Source organism: Sphingomonas aurea (genome assembly GCF_030678875.1).
GTDB classification, from domain to species: domain Bacteria; phylum Pseudomonadota; class Alphaproteobacteria; order Sphingomonadales; family Sphingomonadaceae; genus Sphingomonas; species Sphingomonas aurea.
Genome location: NZ_JAUUDS010000004.1, coordinates 91,090 through 105,766, shown reverse-complemented (window position 1 = coordinate 105,766; position 14,677 = coordinate 91,090). Strand labels below are relative to the sequence as shown.

The 14,677-nt window shown below is 69.4% G+C and carries 17 protein-coding genes and 1 tRNA gene; 9 read left to right on the top strand and 9 right to left on the bottom strand.

Annotated elements, in window-relative coordinates; translation table 11 throughout:
- The first annotated feature begins 87 nt into the window (after nucleotides 1-87).
- Nucleotides 88-942, top strand: a complete 855-nt coding sequence (locus tag Q5H91_RS10035) for a manganese catalase family protein (RefSeq protein ID WP_305173260.1) — start codon at nucleotides 88-90, stop codon at nucleotides 940-942.
- Between the two features lie 66 nt (nucleotides 943-1,008).
- Here the strand turns inward: Q5H91_RS10035 and Q5H91_RS10030 are convergent.
- Nucleotides 1,009-1,098: transfer RNA gene (locus tag Q5H91_RS10030), tRNA-Ser, on the bottom strand.
- A gap of 125 nt (nucleotides 1,099-1,223) precedes the next feature.
- Here Q5H91_RS10030 and hspQ point away from each other — a divergent pair.
- The 4 genes from hspQ to Q5H91_RS10010 all read left to right on the top strand — a co-directional run bounded on the left by hspQ (nucleotide 1,224) and on the right by Q5H91_RS10010 (nucleotide 3,913).
- Nucleotides 1,224-1,607, top strand: coding sequence for a heat shock protein HspQ (gene hspQ / locus Q5H91_RS10025; protein WP_305173259.1), 384 nt, complete (start codon nucleotides 1,224-1,226; stop codon nucleotides 1,605-1,607).
- A 58-nt stretch (nucleotides 1,608-1,665) separates the two neighbouring features.
- Entirely contained in the window at nucleotides 1,666-3,219 is a 1,554-nt protein-coding gene (gene zwf / locus Q5H91_RS10020; protein ID WP_305173258.1) for a glucose-6-phosphate dehydrogenase, read from the top strand.
- An 86-nt stretch (nucleotides 3,220-3,305) separates the two neighbouring features.
- Nucleotides 3,306-3,710 carry a hypothetical protein gene (locus tag Q5H91_RS10015; protein ID WP_305173257.1) on the top strand — a complete coding sequence of 135 codons (405 nt, stop codon included), beginning with the start codon at nucleotides 3,306-3,308 and terminating at the stop codon, nucleotides 3,708-3,710.
- On the top strand, nucleotides 3,707-3,913 hold the full coding sequence (locus tag Q5H91_RS10010; protein ID WP_305173256.1) for a helix-turn-helix transcriptional regulator: 207 nt from the start codon (nucleotides 3,707-3,709) through the stop codon (nucleotides 3,911-3,913). The genes Q5H91_RS10015 and Q5H91_RS10010 overlap by 4 nt, the downstream gene beginning before the upstream one ends.
- Here Q5H91_RS10010 and Q5H91_RS10005 read toward each other — a convergent pair.
- From Q5H91_RS10005 to Q5H91_RS09975, 7 genes are all read right to left on the bottom strand, one after another.
- Nucleotides 3,903-4,670 carry a nucleotidyltransferase family protein gene (locus tag Q5H91_RS10005; RefSeq protein WP_305173255.1) on the bottom strand — a complete coding sequence of 256 codons (768 nt, stop codon included), beginning with the start codon at nucleotides 4,668-4,670 and terminating at the stop codon, nucleotides 3,903-3,905. The two genes, Q5H91_RS10010 and Q5H91_RS10005, sit on opposite strands and share 11 nt — an antisense overlap.
- Nucleotides 4,649-5,539 (bottom strand): hypothetical protein, encoded by an 891-nt coding sequence (locus Q5H91_RS10000; protein WP_305173254.1) that lies wholly within the window; start codon nucleotides 5,537-5,539, stop codon nucleotides 4,649-4,651. Before Q5H91_RS10000 ends, Q5H91_RS10005 begins: the two co-directional genes overlap by 22 nt.
- Complete coding sequence (locus tag Q5H91_RS09995; RefSeq protein WP_305173253.1) at nucleotides 5,536-6,552, bottom strand: diacylglycerol/lipid kinase family protein; 1,017 nt, start codon at nucleotides 6,550-6,552, stop codon at nucleotides 5,536-5,538. The genes Q5H91_RS10000 and Q5H91_RS09995 overlap by 4 nt, the downstream gene beginning before the upstream one ends.
- 72 nt (nucleotides 6,553-6,624) lie before the next feature.
- Nucleotides 6,625-7,086 (bottom strand): DUF2141 domain-containing protein, encoded by a 462-nt coding sequence (locus Q5H91_RS09990; RefSeq protein ID WP_305173252.1) that lies wholly within the window; start codon nucleotides 7,084-7,086, stop codon nucleotides 6,625-6,627.
- 76 nt (nucleotides 7,087-7,162) lie between these two features.
- Nucleotides 7,163-8,482, bottom strand: coding sequence for a lipopolysaccharide biosynthesis protein (locus tag Q5H91_RS09985; RefSeq protein WP_305173251.1), 1,320 nt, complete (start codon nucleotides 8,480-8,482; stop codon nucleotides 7,163-7,165).
- A 10-nt stretch (nucleotides 8,483-8,492) separates the two neighbouring features.
- Nucleotides 8,493-9,683, bottom strand: coding sequence for a CDP-glycerol glycerophosphotransferase family protein (locus Q5H91_RS09980; protein ID WP_305173250.1), 1,191 nt, complete (start codon nucleotides 9,681-9,683; stop codon nucleotides 8,493-8,495).
- Nucleotides 9,676-10,788 (bottom strand): CDP-glycerol glycerophosphotransferase family protein, encoded by a 1,113-nt coding sequence (locus Q5H91_RS09975; protein ID WP_305173249.1) that lies wholly within the window; start codon nucleotides 10,786-10,788, stop codon nucleotides 9,676-9,678. Before Q5H91_RS09975 ends, Q5H91_RS09980 begins: the two co-directional genes overlap by 8 nt.
- A gap of 185 nt (nucleotides 10,789-10,973) precedes the next feature.
- Here Q5H91_RS09975 and Q5H91_RS09970 point away from each other — a divergent pair, with 185 nt between their 5' ends.
- The 4 genes from Q5H91_RS09970 to Q5H91_RS09955 are packed head-to-tail and all read left to right on the top strand — an operon-like array spanning nucleotide 10,974 to nucleotide 14,387.
- Nucleotides 10,974-11,531 carry a glycoside hydrolase family 108 protein gene (locus tag Q5H91_RS09970; RefSeq protein WP_305173366.1) on the top strand — a complete coding sequence of 186 codons (558 nt, stop codon included), beginning with the start codon at nucleotides 10,974-10,976 and terminating at the stop codon, nucleotides 11,529-11,531.
- Nucleotides 11,528-11,761, top strand: coding sequence for a hypothetical protein (locus tag Q5H91_RS09965; protein WP_305173248.1), 234 nt, complete (start codon nucleotides 11,528-11,530; stop codon nucleotides 11,759-11,761). The genes Q5H91_RS09970 and Q5H91_RS09965 overlap by 4 nt, the downstream gene beginning before the upstream one ends.
- A 24-nt stretch (nucleotides 11,762-11,785) precedes the next feature.
- On the top strand, nucleotides 11,786-12,100 hold the full coding sequence (locus tag Q5H91_RS09960) for a hypothetical protein (RefSeq protein WP_305173247.1): 315 nt from the start codon (nucleotides 11,786-11,788) through the stop codon (nucleotides 12,098-12,100).
- Between the two features lie 28 nt (nucleotides 12,101-12,128).
- Nucleotides 12,129-14,387, top strand: coding sequence for an SGNH/GDSL hydrolase family protein (locus Q5H91_RS09955; RefSeq protein WP_305173246.1), 2,259 nt, complete (start codon nucleotides 12,129-12,131; stop codon nucleotides 14,385-14,387).
- A gap of 20 nt (nucleotides 14,388-14,407) precedes the next feature.
- Here Q5H91_RS09955 and Q5H91_RS09950 read toward each other — a convergent pair whose 3' ends face one another.
- On the bottom strand, nucleotides 14,408-14,620 hold the full coding sequence (locus Q5H91_RS09950) for a hypothetical protein (RefSeq protein WP_305173245.1): 213 nt from the start codon (nucleotides 14,618-14,620) through the stop codon (nucleotides 14,408-14,410).
- Nucleotides 14,621-14,677 lie beyond the last annotated feature (57 nt).

Genomic DNA, 14,677 nt, shown 5'->3' with positions numbered 1-14,677 from the left:
GTTACGTTGTGGCTGCGCAATAAACTCGAATGGAGCGAGACCGTTCAGGCGTCGGGGGTGGCATCCGATACCAGCGAGGGCTCCATCATGTTCTATCACGACAAGCGGCTCCAATATCCGGTCGAAGTCAGCAATCCCGACCCGGTCTTCGCCCGTATGCTCCAGCAGGCGATCGGTGGGGTCGAGGGCGAGATCCGTGTCTGCATGCAGTATTTCTTCCAGGCATGGGGAAGCCGCGCGCCCAACACCAAGTACCGCGACATGCTGCTCCAGACCGCGACGGAGGAGATCGGCCATATCGAGATGCTGGCGACTGCGGTCGCGCTGAACCTGGAAAAGGCACCGGCCAGCCTGCAGGAAGAGGGCGCGGCGGACGGCATCGTCGGCGCGGTGATGGGCGGCGGCAATCCGCGCCACACGATCGAGGGGATGCTCCACCGCCACATCCTGTCGACCGGCCTCGCCGCGCAGCCGTGCGACGCGGACGGTGTGCCGTTCAACATGAGCCACATCTATGCCAGCGGCAACATCGCCGCCGACATGTATTGCAACGTCGCCGCCGAAAGCACCGGCCGCGTGCTCGCCACCCGCCTGTTCAACGCGGCGCATGACGAGGGCATGAAGAAGATGCTCCACTACATGATCGCGCGCGACACCATGCACCAGGAGCAATGGCTGGCGGTGATCGAGGAACTGGGCGGCGCCACTGGCGCGCTGCCGATCCCCAACTCCTTTCCGCAGGAAAAGGAGGATCAGGCCAACAACTACAACTTCTACGTCACCTCGGTCGACGGCAGCTTTCAGGAGGGGCGCTGGACCAGCGGACCGTCGATGGACGGGAAGGGTGAGTTCACCGTCTTCCGCAACGAACCGCTCGGCCAGGAACCGATCCTCGGCCCCGCACGCCCGGACAGCGGCGGCCAAGCCGAACAGATCGCCTGACGAGGGCGACCGGGGAGCCCGCGTCCGGCGGGTTCCCCACCAGGCTGGGTTCCGAGTGAAGGTGAATGGCGGAGAGGGTGGGATTCGAACCCACGGTACCCGTGAGGGCACGCCGCATTTCGAGTGCGGTACATTCGACCACTCTGCCACCTCTCCGCGAGGGTCAAACCGGGCCGGGAAGGCCCTGTCCGATCGGTCGAGGGCGCGCCTCTAACGCAAGCGATCGCGCTGCACAAGCGGCTGTGCTTGTTGCGGGCAAATTCAACGCCTAGATAGGGTCGATGCACGAGACCGACAGCCTTTCTGCCGCCGCCGTTACGCCGACTCCGGCCGCTCCGCCCGTATCACACGCGCGGTTCACGATCGGGGACGTGGTGCGTCACCGCATGTTCGATTTCCGCGGCGTGATCTTCGACGTCGATCCCGTCTTCGCCAATACCGACGAGTGGTACGACGCGATCCCGGAGGCGATCCGCCCGCGCAAGGACCAGCCCTTCTACCATCTGCTCGCCGAGAATATCGAATCGAGCTATGTCGCCTATGTCAGCCAGCAGAATCTGGTCGCAGACGACAGCGACGAGCCGGTCGACCATCCTGCCATCCCGGGCCTGTTCACCGGCTTCGCGGAGGGCCGCTATCGCCTGAAGCAGGAGCATCGCCACTGATCGTCAGGGAACGGCCATCGCCCTCCCTGCGTCTGGTCGCCAGGATCGGAGGACGACGATGGGGCAACCGGCGATGGACGAGCAGGCGGTCGGCAGGGCCGACCCTCACCCGCAGGACGGGGTGAAGCCGGCGCCGCCGGTCACGCTGGTGATCTTCGGCGCGACGGGGGACCTGACCCGCCGGTTGCTGATGCCTGCGCTCATCAACATGACGCGCGGCGGGATGATCGACGACGGCCTGAGCGTGCTGGGCATCGGCATCGACGAGGGCGACGATGCGATGCTGCGCGAGCGGATCGGCAGCTTCCAGGCCGAGCAGGGCGGCGAGGGCGCGGTTGACAAGGGCGCGGCGTGGCACGCGCTGGCCGAGCGAATCCACTACCTGCGCGGCGACTTCACCGCCGACGAGGTGTTCATCCAGCTGAAGGAGCGGCTGGCGGCGGCGCCCACCGGCAATGCAGCCTTCTACCTCGCGACACCGTCGCCGTTCTTCGGACCGATCGTCGAGAAGCTGGCGCAGCACGGGCTGACCGCACAGACCCCCGACGCATTCCGCCGCATCGCCATCGAGAAGCCGTTCGGCCATGATCTGGAGAGTGCGCGCGCGCTGAATGCCCGCATCCTCGCCTGTGTCGACGAGAGCCAGGTGTACCGGATCGACCATTTCCTGGGGAAGGAGACGGTCCAGAACATCATGACCGCGCGCTTCGGCAACACCATCGTCGAGAGCCTGTGGAACAACCACTATATCGACCGGGTCGAGATCACCGCCGCCGAGACGGTGGGGATCGGCACCCGCGGCAAGTTCTACGACTCGACCGGTGCGTTGCGCGACATGGTGCCTAACCATCTGTTCCAGCTGCTGGCGATGGTCGCGATGGAGGCGCCCAACAGCTTCGATGCCGAGGCGATCCGCAACGAGAAGGGCAAGATGCTCGCGGCGATCCGCCGCTATTCGCCGGAGGAGGCCGCGAAGAACGCGGTGCGCGGCCAGTTCGTGGCGGGCACGCTGAACGGACAGGCGATGCCGGCCTATACCGACGTGCCCGACGTCGCGCCGGACAGCCGGATGGAGACGTTCGTCGCGCTGAAGCTGATGGTCGACAGCTGGCGCTGGGCGGGTGTGCCCTTCTACCTGCGAACCGGCAAGGTGATGACCGCGCGCGATACCGAGATCGTCGTGACGTTCAAGCCGGTGCCCTTCACCCAGTTCGGCAGCGTCGCCGAGCATCAGCACCCGCCCGCCAACCGCATGATCATCCAGGTCCAGCCCGACGAGGGGTTGAGCATGGAGATCGTCATCAAGCGCCCCGGCCTTGCCGTCGACACCGTGCCGGTCAGCCTGGATTTCCGTTACGCCGACCGTTTCGACATCGGGGCGCTGACCGGATACGAATCGCTGCTCTACGACCTGCTGACCGGCGACCAGACGCTGTTCCAGCGTGCCGATGGGATCGAGGCGGGCTGGGCGGCGGTCCAGCCGTTCCTCGACCTGTGGGCGAAGGGCGGTGCGCCCGAGCCTTATGAGCCGGGCAGCATGGGACCGCCCGGCGCAGCGGCGCTGATCGAGCGGGACGGGCACGCGTGGCACGTATCCACGGCCGGAGCTTAGGCCGGAGCTTAAAAGATGTGGAAAGGACACTTGACGTAAAGCGTGCTTTCCACGACAAGCTACCTTCACACATGAAGGAGCTTTCCATGCGCGTCCAATCTCCCCGTCAGCGGCATAACCAGCGCGTTCTGGTGCTGGCGATCGCCTATGCCGCTCTGCTGTTTCCCGCCGTCTATCTGCTGTCGCGGCATCTGGTGAGCGGGCCAATTGCCTATGCGATCGGGGTGCTGCCGGCCCTGCCGGTCGTCGGCTTCTTCGTCGTGCTGGGCGCCTATCTGATCGAGGAACGGGACGAGTATCTGCGGATGCTGATCGTCCGCCAGACGCTCGTCGCGACCGGGGTGGCGATGACGGCGGCGACCATCTGGGGCTTTCTGGAAGGATTCGAGCTGGTCTCGCACCTGCCCGCCTATGCCTGGCCGATGGTATGGATCGCGGGGCAGGGCGCCGGCGCCTGCGCCAACCGCGTGATCGAGCGGCGGGCGGCATGAACAACCGTCTGCGTATCCTGCGCGGTGAGCGGGGCTGGAGCCAGCAGCATCTGGGCGAATTGCTGAGCGTCAGCCGGCAGAGCGTCAACGCGATCGAAACCGGCCGCTACGACCCCTCGCTGCCGCTCGCCTTCAGCATCGCCGAGCTGTTCGGGCTGACGATCGAGGAGGTGTTCGAGAGTCCGTCGCGGTCTATCGCGTGACCAGCGTGCGGACCAGGTCGAGGTCCGCCGGCTTGTCCACGTCGATCGCGGCCAGTCCATAGGGGCTGGCGACCGCCGCAGCGTGGATGCCCGCCCTCGCACCGAGGTGCCGCAGCGCGGCGCCGAGCGTGAGGCGGCCGAGCAGGTAGCGGAGGAGCAGCCCTGGCCCCAGCCGCCGCACGATCCGCCACGGTCGCTTCCGGTCCGCCTCGACCTGGCTCCACAGGCCGATCGCCTCTCCGGCGGCGGGCGTGGCGAGCAGGAACAGGTTGCAGCCCGACCAGTGTCCGTCGGCGAAGCGCAGCCAGGTCCGCCGCGTCGCCGGCGCAGCCGCCTCCACCACGTCGCGCCGGGCGAGCAGCACCGCCGCGTCCGTTCCGGCGGGCACGTCGGCGACGAAGCGGGTCACCCATTCGGGCCGGAGCAGCGCGTGGTCCGCAGTGGTCACCAGGAGTGGCGCACCGAGCGCTGACAGTCCCGCCGCCACGCTGCCGCTCGGCCCGGCGGCGGGTGCGATGACCTGCAACGACAGGCGCAGCGCCTCGACGACGACGGCAGGGTGGTCGGCGGACACCGCGATCCGGTCGATCCCCGCCCGGCGCAGCGCGGCGGTGACGCGGGCGAGCAGGGTCTTTCCGTCCAGTTCGATCAACGCCTTGTGCGCCACGCCGGCATAGTCGGCGAGCGGATCGGGGGCACCCGGCCGTGATCCGGCCAGGATCAGCGCGGCGGGGGTCACGTCCGTCGTGCGCGCCACACGCGCAGCAGCACGCCGGGGGCGGCGAGGATCGGATGCTTCTCGCGAAAGGGGGTCAGCGGTACGGCAACGCCGGTGTGCCGCTCGACCTTCCACGCGCCATAGGCACCGGCCCCTTCGAAGGTCCAGGCGGCGCGGACCAGCCGGACGACGTTCAACGGCCGCCCCAGCCGCCGCCGCCGCCGCCACGCCGCGAGCAGGCGACGACGCTCGTCGTCCCCGACCACGGGCGCCAGTTCGTCTCCCGTCTTGGCGAAGGCGATGCCCGCCGCCTTCCATGCCAGCGGCAGCAGCGCCTGATAGCGGCCGGCGCCATGAGCCAGGATCTGCTCCTCGCGCCCCGGCTGCTCGACGCGCAGCTCGGCAGCGTAGGTTTCGCGGAACAGCGCGCGCCAGAACGCGGCCGGTTCGCCCCGCTCGGGGCCGAGGACGGCGGCGAAGCGCGCGGCGGTGAGGGCGGCGGCACCGACAGACTCGGTCACCCGTAGCCGTGCCGCTTCGTCGCGCGCCCAGACCAAGGCAGAGGGCTGGACGAAACGGGTCCAGATCGTCGTATCGACCAGCGCGCCGCGCGCTGCCCGCTCGAACGTCGCCAGCCGCATGGTCGCGATCTTGGCGCGCAGCGTCGTGCCGGCGCGTGCGAACTCACGATAGCCGACGCGCGGCCACAGCCCACGCTCGGGCGGGCCGAGCGTCAGGACGTAGAAGTCGAGGACGCCGTCCAGCTGCCCGGTGCGCAGGTTGGAGCCATAGAACAGCACTGCCGCGACGCCGGGCGACGCCGCCAGCGTGGCGGCGATCCCGTGGATCTCGGCCGGGACGGGCGCGGCGAGCGCAGTGGCGACGAACGCGTCGAGCGCGGTGCTCACGGCACGACGAAGGAGAGGACCGGCCCCTGATGCACAGACAGCTGGCCGCCCGCGAACAGCTCGCCGTCGAGGATGAAGCCGTCGTCTGGCGTCACGTCGAACGCGGCCGCGTCGCGATTGTGGAAACCGGCACGCTTCAGCCATGCCGCCTCTGACCCGCCGAGCAGCGCGGGCACCGTCACCGGGAGCCAGCGCGGCGGCGCGTCGACGGTCAGCAGCTTCAGTCCCTGGCGCGGCCGACCGAAGGGGCGCAGGCCGACCGGTAGCCGCTCCAGCGTGGAGGCGAGCAGCAGGTAGAGCGGATCGCGCTCGACCGGGCCCCCGGGCAGGCGCACGTCCATCCGGTCGCCCGCGCGCCACGCATTGTCGCGCGCACCGAACGCGGTCAGCATCAGCGCCCAACCGAGCGCCAGCCCGACCGCGACGCCGTTGAAGGCGCCGGCGCGGTGGGTGTGCTGGGCCAGCTCCGTCGCCTTGACGAAGGCGCCGGTGCCGAACAGGAAACCGCGCAGCGGCAGGCTGTCGTCGTCGCGGGCGATCTCGACCGGGCGGCGGATGACGGTGCGGCCCTGCGCCATCGCGCTCAGCGCGTCGCCCAGCGTCCAGCCGGCTGGCACGCCAAGGTCGATCGCCAGCGCATTGGTCTTGCCCGACGGGATCACCGCGATCGCCGGCCAGTCACGCTGCCACAGCTGTCCCGCAGCGGTCAGCACGTCGCGGACCGTGCCGTCGCCGCCATCGATGACGAGCAGGTCGATGCGCCGCTCGGCAAAGCCCGCCAGCGTCTCGACCAGTGCCTCGGTGGTGCGGGGGGCGGCGATCAGGACGCTATCGGCGCCGGGGACGCCGGCGGCATAGCCGGCGCCGTGGTTGCGATGGGCGCGCGGGTTGCAGATGATGCCGATGCGCAGCGCGCCGAGGGCGGCGGGCGTCGGTGCCGCCTTGATGCGCGTGATCGCCTCGGGTTCGACTCCGACGAAGGACAGGCGCGTGGCGGGCAGGGCGGTGGACACGAGCATAGAGCTAAAGACCGAAAGTCGAAACAGCTACATAATTATGACGGAGGCGTTTCAGTTCCCGCCGCGTCATTGGTAACGCATCTTCATGCGCATCGTCGCACCTGCGGCAGGTACCGGGAATCGGACCGACTCGAAGGATGGCAAACCGACCGATGTCGGCGCGTCGTTGGAGAAGCCGAAGCCCTCCTTCGGCATCCACAGCGTCCGGTTGAACTTATGGTCGGCGTTCTCGTCGTGATACTGCGCGATCGCGTAATGGCCGGGTTTCAGCCAGAAACAGCTGCTCGTCACCGGCAGGCGCGCGGGCACCCGGGTGCGATAGAGCTTGCGGCCCTTGGCCAGGAAACGCGGCTTGTCGTCGGGATAGACGGTGAAGGCGACTTCTCCCTTGCCGTTGCGCAGGTCGGTGGCCTGGACAGTCAGCTTGACGGCGCCGTTGCCCGCCACGCCGCCGCACTCCTGCGCGAGGGCCGGCAGGGGGGCTGCGGCGGCGAATGCGCCCAGTACGAAAAAAACGTTACGGATCATAGGGATCAACCTTGCAAATCTATCGCCCGGTTAGCCGGTTCGGCGTGAACCGGCGCTTTACCGCGCGTGCCGGGCGTCAGCGCCGGCGGGAAAGGCGGGCGGCGGCGGCGGCCATCAGCACCGTCACCGCCGCGGATCCAACCGCCACCGCCACCGCCACCCCGGTCGCGCCGAAGGGCGGGATCAGGAGCCAGGCGGCACCCAGCATCAGCACCACGCCCGCCGCCCGGATCGCGAAGACCGTGCCGGCGCGCTGCAATGCCGTCATCACCGTATCGACCGCCACCGTGGCGAAATCGAGGCAGCCGGCCAGCGCGAGCCACAGCAGGATCGGCCAGGCGCCGCGAAAGTCGCGGCCACCGACCAGGCTGAGCACCGGCTTGCCCGCGATCAGGACCAGCACCATGATCGCCGCCGCCGCCGCGACGCTCGCCAGGAACAGCCGGGTCAGCAGCCGCCCGAGCGCCTCCGGCGCGACGTCGCGTACGGTGCGCACCATCTCCGGGAAGGCGGCACGGCTGACCATCTGCGACAATTTGGCGAGCGCCTGCGCCAGCTGCGAGGCGAGGCGAAACGCGCCCGCTGCCGCCGGCCCCGCGGCAGCGCCGACGATCAGCAGCGGCACCTGCTTGCTCGACAGGCCCAGCGTGGCGCTGGCGTTGGTCGACAGGGCATAGCGGACGATGCCGGGATGCTCGCGCGGCAGATGGCGGGCACCCCGTCCGTCCCGCATCAGCGCCAGATCGCCGTCGCGTGCGACCATGATCCAATAGGTCGCGGCGGTCACCACCTCGGCCATACCCCACACCGCCAGGAAGCCCTGCACGGTCGGGTGGAACAGGGCGACGAGGATCGCACCGACGAAGCGAGCCGCAGGCGCGACGCTGTCGGCCAGCGCACCTTTCGAGAATTTGTCGCGCAACCGCAGGATGCCGAGCGGGGTCGAGCGGATGGTGAGCAGCTGGACGATCGCGAAGATCAATGTCGCCCGCTTCAGCGTCGGGCCGATGCCCAGCATCTCGCCCCACACCTCCAGGATCAACCAGGCGAGCAGCGCGCCGACCACCGCACTGGCCAGGTCGACCATCGCCGTGCCTCGGAACAGCCGGCCGAGCGCCGGGCGATCCGCGTCGCCGAGCAGGCCCGTGCCGTACTGGACGATGATCTGCCAACTCTGAAAGGTGACGAGCGCCGCCAGCGCCTGCGCCGCGCCGATAATGAGCGCGAACCGCCCGAACCCGACCACCCCCAGCGACCGCGTCGCAATGCCCAGATAGAAGAGGGAGAGCACGGCGATGACCCCGCGGCTCGCCAGCAGCCACCCCAGGTTGCGGGCGACCGCGCGGCGCATCGTGCTGCCCGCACTCGCCTGCGCCGGAAGGGGGTCGGGCATCATCGTCAATGCCTTAAGCGGTGATGTTGGCGGCAAGCAAGCCGCCCTGCATACCGGTCACCAGCCGCTCGATCGCGACTGCGGCGCGGATCGGGGCGGGCGTGTCCGTGCGGCTGAACGTGTAATCGAACAGTGAGCGTTGCACATCGACGTAGCGCAGCGCATGCTGCTCGGTGGCGCGTGCCAGGGCCTGGGGCAGCGGGGCGGCACCGTCGATCACCTCGCCCGCACTCCAGTGCGCGTAGTTGGGATCGCCCCGCCACGCGGTGCTGTGCGCGTCGAGGAACAGGCAGGGGCGGGGGGTGCGGAGGAACTCATAGACCTGGCTACTGACATCGCCCAGATACAGGTCGGCCGCATCGACATAGGTCATGTCGGTCGAGGAATGGCTGCCCAGATCGACATGGATATGCGGCGCGGCCAGCACGCGCGGATCGATCCGGCCGGGGCGGTTGATCCTCAACCGATCGATGCTGATCGTCCAGGGCCGATGGAACAGCATGACGTGCGGTGCGAAGATCAGGTTGTACGTGTCGGAATGCAGGAAGAAATCCAGCACCTGTCGCCCTTGTGCGTACCAAGACGACAGGTGCGGCGAGACGTGCGGGTTGTAGAGGATCGTCGGCCGTCCGTTCGTCTGCATCGGCAGGCTGCGTCCGCGCGGGGGAAACAGGTCGAACTTGGGATAGCCGGTGATGCTGATCCGCGCCGGATCGACCCCGGCATCGGCGACCAGCCGGTCGCGGATCTTTGGTCCCGCGGCGAGGACGTGGTCGAAACGGGCCGTGACGGGATCGAAACCGATCGCCCGGTCGCCCGCGCCGTGATCGGCCAGGATGACCGGAAGGGGCAGGCCGTAGCGCGAACGCAGGATCAGCGAGGTCCGCTCGCTGACCACCAGCGCGTCGAGCGAGCGGAAGAAGGCGAGATTGTCGCGATACACCAGTAGCTTGCGCGCGGGGACCAGCTGTCCCAGCAGCCGGTCGAGCCCGGTCGACACCCGCGATTCCAGTCCCAGCTCGACGATGTCGAGGGGCCGTCCGGCAAGCCGGCGGATCTCGGCGGTCAGCAGCGGACTGGTCGAGGCGAGCACCGGGCGCACCGGCCCGCCTCGGGCGAGCAGCGCCAGCGCAATCGGCAGGCTGTGCGCGACCTGATGGACCTGATCGTGGTTGAACAGGAAGCCGACCCGCCGCTCAGCCACGGGTCAGATACCCCATGATCGCGTCCGCCGCGCGGGCCGCCGAGCGGTGATGGTCGCCCAGCGACGCGGCCGCCAGCGCCGCCTGCCGATCGCGATAGAGCGCGTGGCGGGCAGGGGCGGCACGGATCGCGGCCATCAGGTCGGTGGGATCGTCGACCACGTCGCCCAGATGCCAATGGGCGAAGCTGGGGTCGTCGCGCCAGGCGATGCGGTGTGCGTTAAGGAACACGCACGGGCGCGGCGTCGCCAGGAACTCGTAGACCTGGCTGCTGACGTCACCGACATAGATGTCGGCCGCCGCGACATAGCTGGTGTCGACCGCCCGGTCGGAGCCGGTGTCGATCAGGATCGACGGCGTGCTGCGCCCCTCCCACCGCGCGCGGACGGCAGCGGTGCGGCGGCGGAACAGCTTGACGTGCGGCGCGACCACCAGGTTCATGTCGTCCTGCGCGGCGAAGCCGGCCAGCAGCGGCTCGACGAAGCGGTGCCACGAGGTCAGCCGCGGCTCCTTGTGCGGATTGTACAGCACCGTCGGCCCCGGCGCCGCCAGCCGCAGCGGCTCGGCATCGCGCAGCCGCTCGCCCGTTTCCAGCTTGACCGATCCGGTCAGCGCATAGTCGCCGGGCCGCACCAGCCCCTCGCGCAGCATCCGCGCCTCGGTCTTGGGACCGGCCAGCAGGACATAGTCGAAGGTCGCAATGCGCGGGATGAAACCACGCGCCCGGTCGCCGAAGCCGTGCGGGCTGTAGATCAGGCGCGGTCGGTCGACCCCCAGCCGGCGTACCGACGCAACCGAGTTCTCGACCGCGAAGATCGCATCGAAGCGGTTCAGCGTGCGCGCATTGTCGCGCAGCACCATGTCCTTGAACATGCCCAGTCGTCGCAGCCGCTGGAGCCCGCGGGTCAGCGGCGAGCGGTGCAGCCGGCGATAGTCGGCCGGGGCTGCGTCCCAGGCACGGCGCACGCGCTCCAGATGATGGACGGTTTCCGGTTCGTTGTAGAACGAGGTCACCGACACGCCGGGCCGCTGCATCAGGTCGAGGGCGATCGCTGCCCCATGATACACCTGATACGCCTCGGCGATGTAGACGAACGCTATGTCCAACGATTCCGGTTCCGGCGCTTGCTAGGGCGTGAGGGTGGCGCCGCTAACCCCGGATCATGGTCGGATTAGGGCGCTCGCACAAGCGGATGCCGCAGTCCCTAGAACAAAAAGGGAACTTTTCGCTGTCCTACACGCCAGCACACGGGATAGTCCGTCGCCCTTCCAACAGCTTCATGGGGGCAGGGATGGACGTGGACGGGATGATCGATGCGGTGATCGACCGGGAGGGTGGTTACAGCGACCACCGCGCCGATCGCGGCGGCGCTACGCGATGGGGCGTGACCGAGGCGGTCGCGCGGGCGCAGGGGTGGCGCGGCACGATGCGCGCGCTGCCGCGGGCGGAGGCGGCGACGATCTATCGGCGGCTATACTGGACGCGGCCGCGGCTGGACGACGTCGCGGCGCGGGCGCCGCTGCTGGCGGCGGAACTGTTCGACACCGGCGTGAACATGGGTCCGGCCACCGCGATCTGCTTCCTCCAGCGTGCGCTCAACGCGCTCAACCGGAGCGGTGGAGACTATCCCGACATGGTGGTCGACGGGCGGGTCGGACCCGCGACGCTCGCCGCGCTCGACGCGTTCCTCGCCTCGCGCGGCAGAGCGGCAGAAAACGTGCTGCTGAAGGCGGTCGAGGCATTGCAGGGCGAACGCTATGTCGCCCTTGCCGAGCGACGCCCGGCCAACGAGGCGTTCCTCTATGGCTGGCTCGCCAACCGCATGGGGCAGGCGGGGGAGGGCGCATGAGCGAGCAGCGCCTGCGCTACCGCGCATTCCTGTCGGTGGTGGCCGCGACACTGGTCGTGGCACTCGCGCCGGTGATCGTCAGCGGCCTGCTCGGCAAGGTCCTGCCGGAGGCGCTGATCGCCACGTCGGATAAGGTCACGACGGGCCTCGTCACCCTGCTCGGCACGATCGGCGGCCTGCTGTTCCGCCAGTCCCAACCGATCGCGAGCAGTGAGCCGCCCGCCCCCTGATCGCCACGTTTTCGGAGCATCGTCATGAAGAGCATCACCATACTCGCCCTTGTGGCGAGCCTGTCGGCGTGCGCCGGTCCCGATGCAGCAGTGCGGCTGCAGCGGGTCGACGCCGCACTCGCCCGTGTCGAGGCAGGCTACTCGGCCAGTCGTACGGTCGCGGCCCTGTTCGCGCCGTGGCTGGCCCCGGTGCAGGCCGCCCGGCTGCACGCGCTGGCCGAGGGCGTCGAGATCGCGCTCGCCGCCGCCCGCCATGCCACCGACCTCGCCTCCCGCCGTGCCGCGCTGCGCCGGGCAGAGGCGGCGACCACCGCCTTCCGTGTCGCCGCCGGCGGCTGAACCCCTACACTTGCTGGAGATATCGCCGATGCTGCACGTCGCCGACGACCTGTCGACCTTCACCCTCGCCGCGGGCGAGCCCTTCCTCCTCGACCTGCGCCTGCTGGATGCGGCGGGCCTTGCCGAGCCGCTGGCAGGTCGCGCCTTCGTCCTGTCCTTCCACGCCGACGATCGCGAGACGATCGCGGCAGTCGCCGGCGAGGTGCGAACCGAACCCGGTGGCGCGATCGTCCGCTTCGCGCGCGACGGCTACCTGTCGGAGGCGCTGTTCGGACGCCCGCTGGCCGTGGAACTGGCGGAACGCTTCCGCGCGGGCCGCGAGGTGATCGCGACCGGGCGGCTGACAGTGACCGCTTCGGCGGACGCGGTGACGCCGCTGGCGGACGGCAGCGCAGGGGCGTGGTCGACGCTGGTGACGATCGCGACAGCGACCGACGGCACGCGCAGCATCACCCGGACCTTGCGCCCGAGCGAGGACAGCGCGACGCCCACGCCCACGCCCACGCCCACGCCCACGCCCACGCCCACGCCCACGCCCACGCCCACGCCGACACCCACACCGGTGGCGCTCCAACCTCTCTCCCTGTCGTCGACATCGCTGACCGTCGGGCGGACGGCCGCGGTGACGATTGCCGGTGCCACGACCGGATCGACGGTTGAGGGACAGGTGCCCGCCGGGCTGACGCTGGACGGCGCGGGGCGGTCGATCACCGGTACGCCGACCATGGCCGGAGATTACCAGGTGACGCTGGTCGAGACACTGGCCGGTGCGAGCAACAGTCCGCGGTCGACCACGCTGGCGCTGACCATCGCCGCGCAGCCGACCGTCTCGCTGTCCGCGTCGATCGCGCAGGCAGAGGGGGACAGCGGCGGACGGTCCTTTGTCTACACCGTCACCCGCTCGGCCGCGCAAGGGTCGGTAAGCATCGCCTGGACCTTCTCGCCCGGCCAGACCGGTGCGGACGACTTCGTCGGTGGCCTGCCGGGTGGCGGCAGCGTCGTGCTGGCGGACGGAGTGGCCAGCGGGCAGTTCACCGTCGTCGCGGCGGGCGACACGACGGCTGAGCCCGACGAGAGCTTCACCGTCGCGATCGTGCCGCCGCCGGGCTATGCCGGGGGTTCGGCGATCAGCGCGACCGGTACGATCCTGAACGACGATGTCGCGGCGCTGCCCGGCTTCGCGGCGAACGGCGCCGGTAATGCCGCCTTCCGTGCGGCCGTGGCACGCGTCCGCGCCGGCACCGGCCGCGGACGAATCGTGTGGAAGGGCGACAGCACGGCGCTAGGTCAGGGCGGTGGCAGCACCGCAGACTCCTTCGGCCTGACCGGGGCAAGAGCGGTGCGTGTGCCGGCGGTGCTCGCGTCGCTGCTGTCCGACGGGGGTACGCCGGCGCTCGACGGATCGATGGTTGCCGACCATGCAATCAACAGCGCGACCGGGCAGGACCTGCTCGGCGCCTATGATCCGCGCATCACCCGGTCGGCGTCGACGGGCAGCCCGTGGGAGATCGTCGCTGCCGGGGCGCTGGCCGGCGGCGGCTTCTGGCGACCGGGGCTGAACCAGCTGCGCTTCCGACCCTCGACGCCGGTCGATACGTTCGAGATCGTCGCCTACCGCTCGGAGGACGAGACCTATCAGGTCGCGATCGACTCGGTCGCGCCCGCTGGCGGTGCCGCGACCTTCACCACGGCCGCGGGAGGCGGATTCCTCCGCCATGTCGTAACGGCCGCATCAGCGGGTCTGCGAACGCTGGCGCTGACCGGGACGACGCGGCGCGGCGCTATCCGCTCGATCACCGGCTATAACAGCGCGAGCACGGCGTTCGACATCGTCGTCCATGCGGCGCTTGGGGCGAAGTCGGCGGATCAGGCGGCCACGGGCAGCGGCTGGAGCAACCGGGAGGCACTGGTCTTCGACGCACCGGACCTGACCATCGTCTGCCTCGGCCTGAACGACATGAGCAACGGTGTGGACGCCGGCGCATACGCCGCCAACCTGCGGGCGATCGTCGACGCGGCGAAGCTATCTGGCGACGTGCTGCTGATGTTCCCGCCGCCCGCGGGAAGCCCGTACAATAACGGCGTGATCGCCTTCCGCGATGCGGCGGCGTCGGTCGCGGTGGAAAAGGGCGTGGCGTTCTTCAGCCTGTACGACGCGTACGGGTCGTTCGATACGGCGCTGGCCGCTCGCATGTTCGACGGTGTGGTCCATCCGAAGGCGGAGTTGCAGGCGGAGATCGCCGGGCTGATCCATCGGGCGCTGAAAAGGATGGCGCCTGCGATCTAGTCGGAGAGGTGGGGTGCGCGTCAGGGAACCGACGCGCATTCCAGCTCGCACTGGGTGCAGCGCCTGTCGCACTTCTGCTCGACCGTGTTGGTCCGGCACACGGTGCAGATTCCCATCTCGCGCAGCATCTGCGTACGCGCCGCCCGCGTCTCCCGACGCGAGGCCAGCATGCCGGCAACCCACTGGAAGGGATTGCCGATCCCGGCGGTGCCGATGGGGTCCATCACTGCCATGCTGCTGCTCCTTCAATTGCGATCGCGTAACGATAACTTGCGAAAAGGGAGCGGGTT

What these genes read in the sequence shown, in the direction of transcription:
- Q5H91_RS10035 (WP_305173260.1), top strand. Translation starts at nt 88, where the DNA reads ATGTTCTATCACGACAAGCGGCTCCAATATCCGGTCGAAGTCAGCAAT.
- hspQ (WP_305173259.1), top strand. Translation starts at nt 1,224, where the DNA reads ATGCACGAGACCGACAGCCTTTCTGCCGCCGCCGTTACGCCGACTCCG.
- zwf (WP_305173258.1), top strand. Translation starts at nt 1,666, where the DNA reads ATGGGGCAACCGGCGATGGACGAGCAGGCGGTCGGCAGGGCCGACCCT.
- Q5H91_RS10015 (WP_305173257.1), top strand. Translation starts at nt 3,306, where the DNA reads ATGCGCGTCCAATCTCCCCGTCAGCGGCATAACCAGCGCGTTCTGGTG.
- Q5H91_RS10010 (WP_305173256.1), top strand. Translation starts at nt 3,707, where the DNA reads ATGAACAACCGTCTGCGTATCCTGCGCGGTGAGCGGGGCTGGAGCCAG.
- Q5H91_RS09990 (WP_305173252.1), bottom strand. Translation starts at nt 7,086, where the DNA reads ATGATCCGTAACGTTTTTTTCGTACTGGGCGCATTCGCCGCCGCAGCC.
- Q5H91_RS09985 (WP_305173251.1), bottom strand. Translation starts at nt 8,482, where the DNA reads ATGATGCCCGACCCCCTTCCGGCGCAGGCGAGTGCGGGCAGCACGATG.
- Q5H91_RS09970 (WP_305173366.1), top strand. Translation starts at nt 10,974, where the DNA reads ATGGACGTGGACGGGATGATCGATGCGGTGATCGACCGGGAGGGTGGT.
- Q5H91_RS09965 (WP_305173248.1), top strand. Translation starts at nt 11,528, where the DNA reads ATGAGCGAGCAGCGCCTGCGCTACCGCGCATTCCTGTCGGTGGTGGCC.
- Q5H91_RS09960 (WP_305173247.1), top strand. Translation starts at nt 11,786, where the DNA reads ATGAAGAGCATCACCATACTCGCCCTTGTGGCGAGCCTGTCGGCGTGC.
- Q5H91_RS09955 (WP_305173246.1), top strand. Translation starts at nt 12,129, where the DNA reads ATGCTGCACGTCGCCGACGACCTGTCGACCTTCACCCTCGCCGCGGGC.
- Q5H91_RS09950 (WP_305173245.1), bottom strand. Translation starts at nt 14,620, where the DNA reads ATGGCAGTGATGGACCCCATCGGCACCGCCGGGATCGGCAATCCCTTC.